Origin of the sequence: Marinobacter similis (assembly GCF_000830985.1) — a bacterium.
In the GTDB taxonomy this organism is placed as follows: Bacteria; Pseudomonadota; Gammaproteobacteria; order Pseudomonadales; family Oleiphilaceae; genus Marinobacter; species Marinobacter similis.
The window spans coordinates 2,242,026-2,254,713 of record NZ_CP007151.1 but is presented as its reverse complement, the minus strand read 5'-3'; the positions used below and the strand labels follow the sequence as shown (position 1 = coordinate 2,254,713).

14 protein-coding genes and 3 pseudogenes are annotated in these 12,688 nt (G+C 59.1%); 13 read left to right on the top strand and 4 right to left on the bottom strand.

Annotation, left to right across the window (positions count from 1 at the left end; all coding sequences use genetic code 11):
• Nucleotides 1–24: 24 nt before the first annotated feature.
• Together AU14_RS21405 and AU14_RS10445 are read right to left on the bottom strand one after the other, a co-directional pair.
• Nucleotides 25–261 carry a hypothetical protein gene (locus AU14_RS21405; RefSeq protein WP_236743972.1) on the bottom strand — a complete coding sequence of 79 codons (237 nt, stop codon included), beginning with the start codon at nucleotides 259–261 and terminating at the stop codon, nucleotides 25–27.
• Nucleotides 258–1,010 carry a substrate-binding periplasmic protein gene (locus AU14_RS10445; RefSeq protein ID WP_041340693.1) on the bottom strand — a complete coding sequence of 251 codons (753 nt, stop codon included), beginning with the start codon at nucleotides 1,008–1,010 and terminating at the stop codon, nucleotides 258–260. Before AU14_RS10445 ends, AU14_RS21405 begins: the two co-directional genes overlap by 4 nt.
• A 193-nt stretch (nucleotides 1,011–1,203) precedes the next feature.
• Here AU14_RS10445 and AU14_RS10440 point away from each other — a divergent pair, with 193 nt between their 5' ends.
• A complete protein-coding gene (locus AU14_RS10440) occupies nucleotides 1,204–1,887 on the top strand; it encodes a type 1 glutamine amidotransferase domain-containing protein (protein WP_041340691.1) in 684 nt (227 codons plus the stop codon).
• A 118-nt stretch (nucleotides 1,888–2,005) separates the two neighbouring features.
• On the opposite strand, the gene AU14_RS10435 is transcribed toward AU14_RS10440, so the two are convergent.
• The gene (locus AU14_RS10435) at nucleotides 2,006–2,347 is read right to left on the bottom strand and encodes an acyl-CoA thioesterase (RefSeq protein WP_236743971.1); all 342 of its coding nucleotides are present in this window, start codon (nucleotides 2,345–2,347) and stop codon (nucleotides 2,006–2,008) included.
• A gap of 94 nt (nucleotides 2,348–2,441) precedes the next feature.
• On the opposite strand from AU14_RS10435, the gene AU14_RS10430 reads away from it, so the two are divergent.
• From AU14_RS10430 to AU14_RS21395, 3 genes are read left to right on the top strand one after another with little or no spacing between them, the layout of a single operon-like run.
• Nucleotides 2,442–3,170 carry a MotA/TolQ/ExbB proton channel family protein gene (locus tag AU14_RS10430; RefSeq protein WP_041340689.1) on the top strand — a complete coding sequence of 243 codons (729 nt, stop codon included), beginning with the start codon at nucleotides 2,442–2,444 and terminating at the stop codon, nucleotides 3,168–3,170.
• Nucleotides 3,167–3,664, top strand: a complete 498-nt coding sequence (locus AU14_RS21400; protein ID WP_236743970.1) for a hypothetical protein — start codon at nucleotides 3,167–3,169, stop codon at nucleotides 3,662–3,664. Before AU14_RS10430 ends, AU14_RS21400 begins: the two co-directional genes overlap by 4 nt.
• On the top strand, nucleotides 3,661–4,212 hold the full coding sequence (locus AU14_RS21395; RefSeq protein WP_236743969.1) for an OmpA family protein: 552 nt from the start codon (nucleotides 3,661–3,663) through the stop codon (nucleotides 4,210–4,212). Before AU14_RS21400 ends, AU14_RS21395 begins: the two co-directional genes overlap by 4 nt.
• Nucleotides 4,213–4,254: 42 nt before the next feature.
• Here the strand turns inward: AU14_RS21395 and AU14_RS10420 are convergent.
• Nucleotides 4,255–5,366 (bottom strand): annotated as a pseudogene (locus AU14_RS10420) (S-(hydroxymethyl)glutathione dehydrogenase/class III alcohol dehydrogenase).
• A gap of 87 nt (nucleotides 5,367–5,453) precedes the next feature.
• Here AU14_RS10420 and AU14_RS10415 point away from each other — a divergent pair.
• From AU14_RS10415 to AU14_RS10380, 9 genes and pseudogenes are all read left to right on the top strand, one after another.
• On the top strand, nucleotides 5,454–6,041 hold the full coding sequence (locus tag AU14_RS10415) for a TetR/AcrR family transcriptional regulator (protein ID WP_041340688.1): 588 nt from the start codon (nucleotides 5,454–5,456) through the stop codon (nucleotides 6,039–6,041).
• 87 nt (nucleotides 6,042–6,128) lie between these two features.
• Entirely contained in the window at nucleotides 6,129–7,454 is a 1,326-nt protein-coding gene (locus AU14_RS10410) for a DASH family cryptochrome (protein ID WP_041340686.1), read from the top strand.
• On the top strand, nucleotides 7,451–7,948 hold the full coding sequence (locus tag AU14_RS10405; RefSeq protein ID WP_041340685.1) for a DUF6231 family protein: 498 nt from the start codon (nucleotides 7,451–7,453) through the stop codon (nucleotides 7,946–7,948). The genes AU14_RS10410 and AU14_RS10405 overlap by 4 nt, the downstream gene beginning before the upstream one ends.
• Nucleotides 7,830–8,564 (top strand): tRNA-uridine aminocarboxypropyltransferase, encoded by a 735-nt coding sequence (locus AU14_RS10400; RefSeq protein ID WP_236743968.1) that lies wholly within the window; start codon nucleotides 7,830–7,832, stop codon nucleotides 8,562–8,564. The genes AU14_RS10405 and AU14_RS10400 overlap by 119 nt, the downstream gene beginning before the upstream one ends.
• Nucleotides 8,565–8,625: 61 nt before the next feature.
• A pseudogene (locus AU14_RS19070) lies at nucleotides 8,626–8,882 on the top strand (TIGR03643 family protein).
• A gap of 79 nt (nucleotides 8,883–8,961) precedes the next feature.
• Complete coding sequence (locus tag AU14_RS10395) at nucleotides 8,962–9,381, top strand: YkvA family protein (RefSeq protein WP_041340684.1); 420 nt, start codon at nucleotides 8,962–8,964, stop codon at nucleotides 9,379–9,381.
• Between the two features lie 65 nt (nucleotides 9,382–9,446).
• Entirely contained in the window at nucleotides 9,447–10,223 is a 777-nt protein-coding gene (locus tag AU14_RS10390; protein WP_041340682.1) for a MotA/TolQ/ExbB proton channel family protein, read from the top strand.
• 3 nt (nucleotides 10,224–10,226) lie between these two features.
• Complete coding sequence (locus tag AU14_RS10385; protein ID WP_041340681.1) at nucleotides 10,227–11,177, top strand: MotB family protein; 951 nt, start codon at nucleotides 10,227–10,229, stop codon at nucleotides 11,175–11,177.
• Between the two features lie 220 nt (nucleotides 11,178–11,397).
• Nucleotides 11,398–12,605, top strand: a pseudogene (locus tag AU14_RS10380) (ammonium transporter).
• The last annotated feature ends 83 nt before the right edge of the window (nucleotides 12,606–12,688 follow it).

Below are 12,688 nucleotides of genomic sequence, written 5' to 3'. Positions count from 1 at the left end.
GATCTTCATGAGCGTGAGTGATGATCAGCCCGCCAGCTGCTCTCGGCGGTCAGCAATGAAGGCCGGATCGGCCATCTGCACCGGCGGCTCGCCCCTGTGGTGGACTGTTCCATCCGCCGATACCCGACCGGGCTTTGGAAAGGTCACGCCACAGTCGACCATTAGCCACTGGCCATCGTGGCCGTACAGGTTGAGATTCATGCCGATTTCGCCAGTTCCGCCGAGCGGCAGGAACCAGAGGTCATTATGATCCGGAGTCATTGAGCGGATATATCCAAGTATTTTGCAGCATGTTCGCGATAGATGGCATCAAGCTCGTCGAGCTCAAGCGCATTGCGCAGGTCGTCCACGTAGTCATGAATCGGCGAAGACTTTGACACCGCGATGTAGCGGCGCTCACCGGGCACCGAGAACGGCGACACCGACACCCTCAGACCCAGCCGGTTTGCGGTGTACTGGCCCACCATCTCCGGTGCCACCACCACGTCGATACGCCCCCGCTCCATCATCAGCATCAGGTTTTCATACCGGGGCGCGGACTCCTTCAGGATTTTTTCGTCGGCATCGAAACGAGGGAAATAGCTGGCCCCCTCCACCACACCAATAATCCGGCCATAGAGGTCTTCGTAGCGTTCAATGCGTTGGGTGCCGGTCTGATAAAAGAACAGGTGCCGCTCGGATGGAAACGCCGGGATGGCATAATCCAGATACTGCTCCCGATCCTCCGTTCTCCTGGGTCCTAGCACAACATCCACTTCCCCCTGCTGGACCAGGAGCAGCGCGCGACGGATAGGGGCTTCCCGGTAGCTCACCGTCCACCCCAAATGGGCGGTGATCGCCTCGAACACGTCAACATAGAGCCCTGAGCGCACGTCATCTTCGACCACACGATAGGGCGGGGCATGACTTATGCCGACAGTGACTGTCTGCGGCTCGACGGTTTCCGCGCCATGTTGCGCCCACGCTGGTAGCGCAAAAAACGCAAGCAGGAGCAGTTTCAGTACGCCCATTCTAAACACCTTCCTTGAACACTCGACATGTCGAATATGAAGTCTACCGCAATGTACTGAGGATAACCCCCCGGCAGATCTGTCCTGCTCTATTCCACGTACCCCCGGTTGAATTTGTTCCAATAGGCTCCAACTCGATATCAGGCGCAGTTGAGATTTGCCATTCATTCGTCGATAAAAGGACGGACACACTATGAAGATTTTGATGGTTCTGACCTCCCACGACCAGATGGGCGACACAGGTCACAAGACGGGCTTCTGGCTCGAAGAGTTTACCGCGCCCTATTATGTCTTCCGGGACGCCGGTGCCGAGATCACCATTGCCTCTCCGAAAGGTGGTCAGCCACCGGTTGATCCCAACAGCGAGGGTGAAGACGCACTGACCGAAACCACCCGTCGATTCCAAGCCGACGCTCACGCCAAGGAATCACTGGCCAGCACCAAAAAGCTGGCAGACGTGGACATGAACGACTTTGACGCCGTGTTCTATCCCGGTGGCCATGGCCCGCTGTGGGATCTGGTCAACGACCAGAAATCCATTGAGGTGATCAAGACCGCCTATGAGCAAGACAAGGTGATCGGTGCGGTCTGCCACGCCCCGGCAGTATTCCGGGATGTGGAAGTGAAGCCGGGTCAGAACATTGTTGGCGGCCGCAACGTGACCGGCTTCAGCAACAGCGAGGAAGAAGTGGTTGGCCTGACCAACGTTGTGCCCTTCCTGCTGGAAGACATGCTGAAGGAAAAAACCGGCACCTACACCTGCGGTGACGACTTCACGCCACACATTGTGGTAGACGGCAAGCTGATCACCGGTCAGAACCCGCCCTCCTCGGAAGGCACCGCCAAGGCGGTGATCCAGGCCCTGCAGGAAGGCTAATCAGCCTACTGTACCTGCTCCCCGGCGTGGCTTATCAGCACGCCGGGTGCGCCCGCCTCCAGTAATTCCCTGATCGTTCCCGGCACCGCCACTTTTTCCATCTTTGACGGCTGAATCATCACATAGGTGATGTCGCGTCGGCGATCAATTGTTCCTCACCAAACCGATAGAATTCCAGATGCAGGGTGAACGAGGTATTGCCGATCCGTCCTGCCCGAATGCGCGCTTCCAGCACGTCGTCAAACCGGCCCGGTGCCTTCCAGTTTACGGTAAGGCTCACTACCTGAATATCCAGGTCCTGGTCCAGCAGGCGCTGGTAATCCCCAAACAGGGTGCGTATGTACTCGTTCACGGCGATGTCGACAAAGTCCGCGTAGCGGGCATTGAATACCACGCCCTGGGCGTCACACTCGCCGTAGCGCACACGGAATCGGAAACGGAATGGCTGTTGGTCTGACATAGGACTCCTCGATTAATCCCCGGCAATGTCAGCCACAGCATCTCATAATCTGTGCTAGCTTTTTTAGGAATGTCCCATACGGCTGACCAATTCCATGAGCAATCCAAAACACACCCTTTTCTGGATGACACTGTTCCTGGCCGTTGTCCTGATCGTCGGCGTGCTGATCCACAAACCCCTGATGACCGCGTTCATGGCGAACTGGGTTTTCAACCTGCTGATCGTGGGCGTTTTGATTGTCGGCATCGGGCTGACCTACCGGCAGGTGTTCGTGCTGTTCCCGGAAATGCGCTGGATCTCCCAGTTTCGCACCGGCCACTCGGGACTGTCGGTGCTGCAGGAACCCCGGTTGCTGAAACCGCTCGCGCGGCAATTGGGTGAGGAATCCAAGCGCGACCGCTTCAAGCTCTCTACTCTGTCCCTGCGCACGGTGCTTGATGGCATTCACTCGCGCATGGACGAACAACGGGAAATTACTCGTTATTTCATCAGCTTGCTGGTGTTTCTGGGGCTGCTAGGCACCTTCTGGGGCTTGCTCGGCACCATCAATGCGGTGGGCGAGGTCATCACCAACCTGGACATGGGCCAGGGTGATTTCGGCAAGGTTTTCGCTGATCTCCAGGCCGGCCTGCTCACCCCGCTGCAGGGCATGGGTACCGCTTTCAGCTCCTCCCTGCTGGGGCTTGGCGGCTCGCTGATCCTGGGCTTTCTGGACATCCAGGCCGGCCATGCCCAGAACCGGTTCTATGACGGCCTCGAGGAGTGGCTTACCGGTGTCACCAACCTGGTGGACATCGTGGACGAAGACAGCCTGCAGTCATGATCGGCTCCAAGCGCCGCAGCCGCAGTGCCACCAACGTCTGGCCCGGGTACGTGGACGCCCTGTCGGCCCTGCTGATGCTGGTGATCTTCATGCTGCTGGTCTATGTCGTGAGTCAGCTGTACTTGTCCCAGACGCTGTCTGATCGCAACACGGAACTGGCTCGCCTGAACCAGCGCCTCAATGAAATCTCCCAGTTGCTTGGGTTGGAGCAGAGCAAGACCGAGGCCCTGGAGCAGCAAATGGCAGCTGTGCAGGACGATTACAGCGATTCCCTGTCTCGCAATGAGGACCTGCAGGCGCGCCTGGACGCTTCCCGAAACCAGCTAATGCAGCAATCTGCAGACGCCGAGGCCCGGGCCGCGCGCCTGGCCAGCATGAACGAGGAACTGGAAGAGCAGGATCAGCTCTCCGCCAGCCAACAGGCGATGATTCTGCGCCTGTCGAACCAGATTGCCTCCCTGCAGGCACAGTTACGGCAAATCACTGCGGCTTGAAGCTGCAGAAGCAGGAAACCGCAGAGAAAGAGGATGAGCTGGAAGATGTTAGCCGGCGGCTGAATACCCTGTTGGCGGAACGGGTGAATCAACTGGAACAGTACCAGTCCGAATTTTTCTCCCGGTTGCGGAACATCCTGGCGACCAATGAAAACATCCGGGTGGTGGGTGACCGCTTCCTGCTGCCGTCGGAGCTGCTGTTTGCCTCCGGTTCGGCGCAATTGGGTGACGAGGGTAAAAGCGAGCTGGACAAGCTGGCTGAGGTGCTGCTCGACGTGGTCGCCGCCATTCCCGGCGACATTGACTGGATTTTGCGGATTGATGGCCACACCGACCTGATCCCGATCAATACCCAGCAGTTCCCCTCCAACTGGGAGCTGTCGACTGCTCGGGCGGTGGCGGTGGTGCGTTACCTGGCTGCTCAGGGCGTGCCGGAGAGGCGCATGGTGGCCGCCGGCTTTGGCGAGTTCTTCCCGGTTGCCAGCGGCACCACGCCGGATGCCCTACAAAAGAACCGGCGCATCGAGCTCAAGCTGACCGACCGCTAGCAGTGATCAGGGCGGGTGCAGCCCCGCCCTGATCAACTCTGCTTAGAAGTGAATGACGGTACGAATGCTCTTGCCTTCGTGCATCAGGTCAAACGCCTTGTTGATGTCTTCCAGCGGCATCTCGTGGGTGATGAACACATCCAGCGGGATCTCGCCTTTCTCGGCCTTTTCCACATAGCCCGGCAGCTCAGTCCGGCCCTTCACGCCGCCAAAGGCGGAGCCCTTCCAGACCCGTCCGGTCACCAGCTGGAACGGGCGGGTGCTGATTTCCTCGCCGGCACCGGCTACGCCGATGATAATCGATTCACCCCAGCCCTTGTGACAGCACTCAAGGCAGAGCGCATCAGCTGCACATTGCCGACGCACTCGAACGAGTAATCGACACCGCCATCGGTCATCTCCACGATCACTTCCTGGATCGGCTTGTCATAGTCCTTGGGATTGACCACATCGGTAGCGCCCAGCTGTTTGGCGATGTCGAACTTACCCGGATTGATGTCGATGGCAATGATCCGACCGGCTTTGGCCATGGTGGCGCCGATGATAGCCGCCAGGCCGATGCCACCCAGACCAAAGATGGCGACAGTGGCGCCCTCTTCCACCTTGGCAGTGTTCAGTACGGCGCCAATGCCGGTAGTCACGCCACAACCCAGCAGGCACACCTTGTCGAGCGGTGCTTCCTTGGGAATCTTGGCCAGTGATACTTCCGGCAGCACGGTGTACTCGGAGAATGTGGAGCAGCCCATGTAGTGGTACAGCGGCTCGCCGTTGTAAGAGAACCGGGAGGTGCCATCGGGCATCACGCCCTTACCTTGAGTGGCGCGAACGGCACCGCACAGGTTGGTCTTGCCGGAAGTGCAGAACTTGCACTCGCCGCACTCGGCGGTATACAGCGGGATCACGTGGTCTCCCACTTCCAGATCGGTTACGCCGGGGCCAACCGCTTCCACGATGCCACCGCCTTCATGGCCAAGGATGGTCGGGAACAGGCCCTCGGGGTCGGCACCTGAGAGGGTGTAGGCATCGGTGTGGCAGACGCCGGTGGCGACTATCCTAACCAGCACTTCGCCCTGCTGGGGCGGCGCAACATCGACTTCGACAATCTCGAGCGGCTTGTTGGCCTCGAACGCAACGGCGGCGCGGGATTTAATCACGGGCAATCTCCTCTGAAACGGTGGTAGGGAATATCTCGGATGTGCCTGGTTTGACTCACTCTAGACGACCGGTCTAATCTATCATCCATGCAATCGAACGACACTCGCAATCACATTATTCAGACCGGCGCCGAGCTAATCGGCCAGAAGGGCTTCAGTGCCACCGGCCTTAACGCCATCCTGACGGCAGCGGGCGTGCCCAAAGGCTCGTTCTACCATTACTTTAGCAGCAAGAACGATTTCGGCCTGGCCGTCATCGACACCTTCGCTCAGGAATACGATACAACGCTGGATCGGATTCTCAGCGATTCCAGCCGCTCTTGTGTTGACCGGCTGCGGGCCTACTTTGATGCCGGCTTTGAATCCATGGCCAACTGCCAATACACCAGCGGCTGCCTGATCGGCAACCTGGGCCAGGAGCTTGCCGGCCAGAACGAAACCTTCCGCCTGCGCCTGAATCGGGTGTTCTCAGGCTGGGAACAACGTTTCGAGCGCTGCATCGCCGAAGGCCAGGCTGCCGGTGCCATAGATTCCTCCATCAACGCTTCAGACGCGGCCAGCCTGCTGCTTTCCGGCTGGGAAGGTGCAATCCTCCGATCCAAGGTGGTCAAGTCGACGGAGCCGCTGGAGCGGTTCGTGCGCGTGTTCTTCAAGCAGTGCCTCGGCATCGCCTAATCCACCTGGCAATAATCTCTTGCCGGCTTAAGGGCGTACATTTCAGCACCTGAAAACTGGCCAAGTATTGGATAGGAGCGCACCGACTTGCACACTCTCTACTGGTTCACCCGGGACCTTCGCCTGCACGACAACGCCGCCCTGCTGGCCGCGTCAAAGTCCGACGTCCTGCTTTGCGTCTACGTGGTGGATCCGCGCTGGTTCGCCCCCGGCCCTCTGCAGTCCCGTGCCATGGGCACTCACCGCTGGCGCTTCCTTTGGCAAAGCCTGACGGCCCTTGAACGCAGCTTGCGGGAGCTGGGGCAACGGCTGCACATCGCCTACGGAGAGCCGGAAACGGTCCTGCCCAAGCTGGCCCACGAGCATCGCATCGCCCGCATCATCCGTTCCCGCCAGCCTGGAACCCAGGAAGCTGGCCAATGGCAGCGCCTCAAGGAGCAGTTGCCCAACACCCTGTTTCAGCAATTCGAGACCCTGAGCCTGTTCACCGAAGGCTCACTGCCGATGACATTGGACGAGCTCCCGGACACCTTTTCGCAGTTTCGTAAGCAGGTGGAGAAAACCGGCGAGCGCAATTCCGAACGGCTGCGCATTCGCACCCTGACTTCCCTGCCGCCACCACCGGGTTTTCCGGAGGACAACCGCGGGGACTGCCCCGCCATTGCCGATCCACTGCACCCACTGCCATTCCGGGGTGGCGAAGAGATGGGGCTGGCGCAGCTGAAGCAGTTCCTGTTTGTGGACCACGGCATTGCCCAGTACAAAGAGACCCGGAACGAACTCGACAAGTGGGATTCATCCTCAAAATTCTCACCCTGGCTTGCCAATGGCTGCCTGTCGGTGCGGGAAGTGGCGGAGAGCATCACCGAGTACGAGCGCACCGAGACCAGCAACGAGTCGACGTACTGGCTCTGGTTCGAGCTGCTTTGGCGGGAGTACTACTACTGGTACGCACTGAAACATGGTGCCAACCTGTTCCGCCGGGACGGAGTGCAGCGCAAGAAGCGGCCGGCAACCTTCTACGGACACCGATTCATGGCCTGGTGTCAGGGTACTACCGAGTACCCGCTGGTGAACGCTGCCATGAATCAGCTCCGTGAAACCGGCTACATGAGCAACCGGGCCCGGCAACTGGTGGCCAGCTGTTTCGTCAACGAACTTGAACTGGACTGGCGCTACGGTGCGGCATGGTTTGAGCAGCAGCTGATCGACTATGATGTCGCCAGCAACTACGGCAACTGGCAATACCTGGCTGGCGTGGGCGCCGATCCCCGCGGGTTGCGACAGTTCAATCTGGACAAGCAGGCCAAGCAGTACGATCCCGTCGGCACCTTTGTGGATAGCTGGGATGGCCACGCCGAGCAGCCGGTGGGCTTACACACGGTAGACGCAGCAGACTGGCCAATTCTATGACCGCACCAACCAACACCGGCAGCGCCCGCGAGGTACTCGCGCGGATCATCGACACCACCCAGCCGGCAACGCTGGTGTGTTGTGGTGCCGTGGCGCAAGAGGTGGCTGAACGCTGGCAAAGCCACAAGAACGACGCCCGGATCTTGCGCCTGGACACCGCAGACCCCAATGCGGCACTGCCGCCAGCTGCAGTCCAGGACCTGGCCCTGATCACCGATACCCTCGAGCACCTGCCCCACGGCGAGGGCGCTCTGCTGCTGGGCCAGCTGCGCAATTACGGCACCCATCAAATTGCCGTGCTGGTGGGCGACACCCCGGACTGGGCCTTCAAGGATTTCATCGGCCTGGGCTTTCGCCGCCACGCCGAAATACAGGGTGAGACCGGAACCCTCACGCTCTACACCTATAACCTCGACACCTATAACCACAAACGCGCCTGGAACAACCCCGACAACTGGGCCAACCCGGAAATGTGGGGCAAGGCCTGGTGGTGAATCGGCACCGGCAGCGAGCCATCTGCCGCATTGCCAGCTGCACGCCAACATTTGCGTATGTGACCAGTGCCAGGCGGTCGCCAATGGCACTCCTATTACGGTCATACAGCACCCGACAGAGGTAGGGCGCAGCAAGGGCACTCTCAGAATTCTTGAACGCTGCCTGGGCCAGGTGCAGGTTGTGGTGGGTGAATCCCCCGAGCAACTGCAGCAGGCCGGATTGAGCTCTGCAGACCTGAACGCGAGCACGGCGGTGTTATTTCCCGGCCCCGCCAGCCAGCCACTTGAGGAAGCCAATACCAGTGCCATCAAAAGCTGGCTGCTGCTAGACGGCACCTGGCGCAAGGCCGCGAAGATCCTGCACCTGAATCCACACATTGCCGCCCTGCCCCGATTCCATTTTGCGCACCCGCCGACGTCGCAGTATGTAGTCCGAAAAGCACCCGCCGAGCACCACCTCTCGACCGCCGAGGCGGCCGCCTACCTGCTGAAAACCCTGGAGCCCGGCCTGAACGTTCAGCCTATCAACACTGCCATGGCGGCGCTGGTGGATAAACAACTGGGCCAGATCCCGCCGAAATTGAGAAATCGCTACCAGAAAACGGAAGAACGCTGACCGACTTTGAACCGACCAACGTAGAACCCCCTCATTAGCTGGACTAGCAGGGGCGCTGCCTATGACATCAACATTTTCACCACCAGAACTATCGAGAATCATCGAAATGGCATGGGAGGACCGCACCCCATTCGAGGCCATAGAGCACCTTTACGGCTGAGTGAAAAAGAGGTGATTCACCTGATGCGACGGGAACTGAAGCCATCCAGCTTTCGGCTCTGGCGCAAACGGGTGAGTGGACGGCGCACCAAACACCGTCAGCTCCGGCCGGCCGGGGTAAACCGTGGCTATTGCCCAACCCAGTACAAACACCGTTAAGCGCGTAATGGTTGGCAACCGGCTCAGGCTTGCGCGATCATGGTTGCTGCATTTACCTCTGCCAGAAGGACACGCTGTAATGGCCCTGTTTACTGAGAAAAACGCGGAAAAACAGCTTAATGCCGAATCCGGCAAGGTGCATCGCGCCGATCTGGAAACCCTGCTGGAGCGCCAGCGGGCCATTGAGGAAAAAGTGAAAGGCAGTGGCAAGCTCAACCGCTTCAGCGCCGACATCAAGCTTATGTTTGCAATGATCCGGGACTACTGGTACGGCAATTACCGCAACGTGCCCTGGAAAACCATTGCAGCAGTTGCTGGCGCGCTGCTGTACGTTCTCAACCCCCTGGATGTGATCCCCGATCTGATCCTCGGGTTCGGCTTTATTGATGACGCCGGTGTGGTTGCCCTGTGCCTGAAGCTGGTGGAATCGGACCTGCACCGCTACGCGGCGTGGAAAGATCATCAGGACGCGCAAAACAAATTTACACATTCGAATTGATTGCGACGGAAACCGAACGTACTCTTTCACCTGTTCCTTTCTTAGCTTGATTCCCTGGAGAAGACGTGGATTTTGCCACCCTGATTGGCCTTGTCGGCGCCATACTACTCATCGCTTCCGCGGTTATTCTAGGCGTCTCGCCCGATGTTTTCCTCAACGGCCCTTCCCTACTGATCGTGATCGGCGGCAGTAGTTTGGTGGTGCTGGCCAAGTTCAGTTTCAGCCAGTTTCTGGGCGCCTTTGGCGCCGCCGCCCGTGCCTTCAAGTTCAAGCTGCCGGAAACCCAGGCCGCGATCGAGGAGCTTGTAGAGGTAGCCCAGATTGCCCGCAAGGAAGGAGTGCTGGGCCTGGAAGGGCGCGACGTCGAATCCCCTTTCCTGGCGCAGGGCATTCAGATGCTGGTTGATGGCCAGGACGGCGACACCATCAAACAGTTGCTGAGCAAAGAGCGGCTTATGACCCTGGACCATAACCGCTCCGGCGCAAAAGTGTTTACCGCGCTGGCCGACGTCGGGCCGGCCATGGGCATGATCGGCACACTGATTGGCCTGGTGCAGATGCTATCGAACATGGAAGACCCGAAATCCATTGGCCCGGCCATGGCTGTGGCCCTGCTGACCACTCTGTACGGCGCCATGCTGGCCACCATGATTGCATCACCCATTGCGGACAAGCTGTCGCTGCGGATGACCGAAGAGGCGCGCATGCAGTCCCTGTACATCGACGCCCTGGTGGCGATTCAGGAAGGCACCAACCCGCGTGTAATTGAGCAGCTGCTGTCCAGTTACCTGCCTCCCAAAGAACGCGCCAAAGTCGGCGAACCAGAAGCGGCAAACGGGTAAGCCATGGACGAATTACCGGAAGAGGAAAAGCCGGGCATCCCGGCCTGGGTCGTCACTTTTGCCGATCTGATGTCTCTGCTGATGTGCTTCTTCGTGTTGCTGCTGTCCTTTTCCCAGATCGACGCCATGAAGTTCAAGCAAATTGCCGGTGAGCTGTCGAAGGCGTTCGGGGTTCAGCGCGACGTCCCTGCTCTGGAAATCCCCATGGGCACCAGCCCGATCTTCGACAAGTTCTCTCCGGCGCCGCCCGAGCCCACCGTAGTGAACGAGGTCAAGCAGACGACCACCGACCAGAAGCCTGAGCTTCAGACCCTCAAAAGCCCAACTGAACAAGCCATTGAGGCCGCCACCCAGGACCAACTGGACCAGAGCACCCAAGACATCCTTGAGGTGCTGGATGAGGCCATTGAAGATGGGCGCATCAATGTGGCTCAGGATGAGGATCAGCGGCGGATTGTGATCCGGATCGAAGAAAAAGGCTCTTTCCCCTCCGGCTCGGCCAATCTAACCTACGACTTCGAAACCCTGTTGCTGGACATGGCAGATGTTCTTGCCGAGATCCCGGGCAAACTAACGGTGGAGGGGCACACCGACGACATCCCCATCCGCACGTCCCGGTTCTACAGCAACTGGGATCTCTCTGCAGCACGAGCCGCGGCCGTGGCCAATGCTCTGTTGGCGGTGGAAGAGGTAGAACCAACCCGGCTGGCCGTCAAAGGCTTAGCCGACACCCAGCCGCGGGTCAGCAACGACACCGCGGAGCTCCGCGCCAAGAACCGCCGGGTAGAGATCATCATCGATCTGTCGGGCCCTCAAAAAGAGCAGGAAATTGAGCTTCGGGAGCTTGTGCAATCGGGCGCGCTTGAGAAGGAGACCGTCATCGATTTTGAGGCGCCCCCCTCGCCTGAGATTTTGCTTGAAGACGACGCCACCAGTAATGACATTACCTGGTAAGTAACCAGGCGCCCTACCCAATACGGTGCAAACCTGACATTAACGCATTATTTTGGTGCGCAAATAGTGCGAAAAGCCCTATAAAACTTCACTAACACTTACCCAACTCACCAGCGCTTCTACTTTTGCCTTGTTTTGGAACGTCTCTTGCTTCTGTGCACCCGACCAATGCACAACAAGCCCGACCGAGGCCAACAAAACAACTCAGGAGCGAAAACCCGTGGACATCACGAGTGCAGTACACACCCTGACTGAGAGCGCTAACACGCTGTTCATCCTTATCGGTGCCATCATGGTACTGGCCATGCACGCCGGTTTTGCCTTCCTCGAAGTGGGCACCGTAAGGCACAAGAACCAGGTTAACGCTCTGGTCAAAATCATGACCGATTTCGGCGTCTCTGCCGTAGCCTATTTCTTTGTAGGTTACTACGTCGCCTACGGCAGCCACTTCATGACCGGCGCGACAGAACTGACCGCCAGCAACGGCTACGAGCTCGTTAAATTCTTCTTCCTGATGACCTTCGCAGCCGCCATTCCGGCGATCGTATCCGGCGGCATCGCCGAGCGCGCAAAGTTCTACCCCATGCTGATTGCCTCTGCGCTCATCGTCGCCCTGGTGTACCCGTTCTTCGAAGGTCTGATCTGGAACGGCAACTACGGTTTCCAGACATGGCTTGAGAGCCAGTTTGGTGCATCTTTCCACGATTTCGCAGGCTCCGTTGTGGTGCATGCCGTGGGTGGCTGGATTGCCCTGGCCGCGGTTCTGCTTCTGGGCGCACGTAACGGTCGTTACCGCAACGGTCGCGTAGTGGCCTTTGCCCCTTCCAACATTCCGTTCCTGGCGCTGGGCGCCTGGATCCTGACCGTTGGCTGGTTCGGCTTCAACGTCATGTCGGCACAAACCCTCGACGGCATCAGTGGCCTGGTCGCGGTGAACAGCCTGATGGCCATGGTCGGCGGCATCCTGGTGGCCATGCTGGTGGGTCGCAAGGACCCGGGCTTCATCCACAACGGTCCACTGGCCGGTCTGGTAGCCGTTTGTGCCGGCTCAGACCTTATGCACCCGGTGGGCGCACTGATCACCGGCGGTGTTGCCGGCGCGATCTTTGTATACCTGTTCGAGTGGGCCCAGGCCAAGATTGAGCGTTTGGACGATGTGTTGGGCGTCTGGCCGCTGCACGGCGTCTGTGGTGTCTGGGGTGCGATTGCCTGCGGCATCTTCGGCCAGGAAGCTTCGGTGGCCTGGGCGGCGTCAGCCTGATGTCCCAGATCATCGGCTCCGTAGCCGGCGTTTTGGTGGCATTCGTGGGAGGCATGATTGTGTATGGCGTGATCAACGCCATTTCCGGCCTGCGCCTGACAGACGAAGAAGAGTTCAACGGCGCGGACGTCAGTATTCACCGTATTGGTGCAACCTCCGTCGAATAAGGCGATTTGGTTCCACAATGAAGCAGGCGGCCACTTGGCCGCCTGTTTTCGTTCTAACCCCTGAATTGACAGAACGGCCGTAC

Excerpts from the sequence above, each read along its gene's own strand:
- AU14_RS21405 (WP_236743972.1), bottom strand. The coding sequence starts at position 261 with ATGACTCCGGATCATAATGACCTCTGGTTCCTGCCGCTCGGCGGAACT.
- AU14_RS10445 (WP_041340693.1), bottom strand. The coding sequence starts at position 1,010 with ATGGGCGTACTGAAACTGCTCCTGCTTGCGTTTTTTGCGCTACCAGCG.
- AU14_RS10440 (WP_041340691.1), top strand. The coding sequence starts at position 1,204 with ATGAAGATTTTGATGGTTCTGACCTCCCACGACCAGATGGGCGACACA.
- AU14_RS10435 (WP_236743971.1), bottom strand. The coding sequence starts at position 2,347 with ATGTCAGACCAACAGCCATTCCGTTTCCGATTCCGTGTGCGCTACGGC.
- AU14_RS10430 (WP_041340689.1), top strand. The coding sequence starts at position 2,442 with ATGAGCAATCCAAAACACACCCTTTTCTGGATGACACTGTTCCTGGCC.
- AU14_RS21400 (WP_236743970.1), top strand. The coding sequence starts at position 3,167 with ATGATCGGCTCCAAGCGCCGCAGCCGCAGTGCCACCAACGTCTGGCCC.
- AU14_RS10415 (WP_041340688.1), top strand. The coding sequence starts at position 5,454 with ATGCAATCGAACGACACTCGCAATCACATTATTCAGACCGGCGCCGAG.
- AU14_RS10405 (WP_041340685.1), top strand. The coding sequence starts at position 7,451 with ATGACCGCACCAACCAACACCGGCAGCGCCCGCGAGGTACTCGCGCGG.
- AU14_RS10395 (WP_041340684.1), top strand. The coding sequence starts at position 8,962 with ATGGCCCTGTTTACTGAGAAAAACGCGGAAAAACAGCTTAATGCCGAA.
- AU14_RS10385 (WP_041340681.1), top strand. The coding sequence starts at position 10,227 with ATGGACGAATTACCGGAAGAGGAAAAGCCGGGCATCCCGGCCTGGGTC.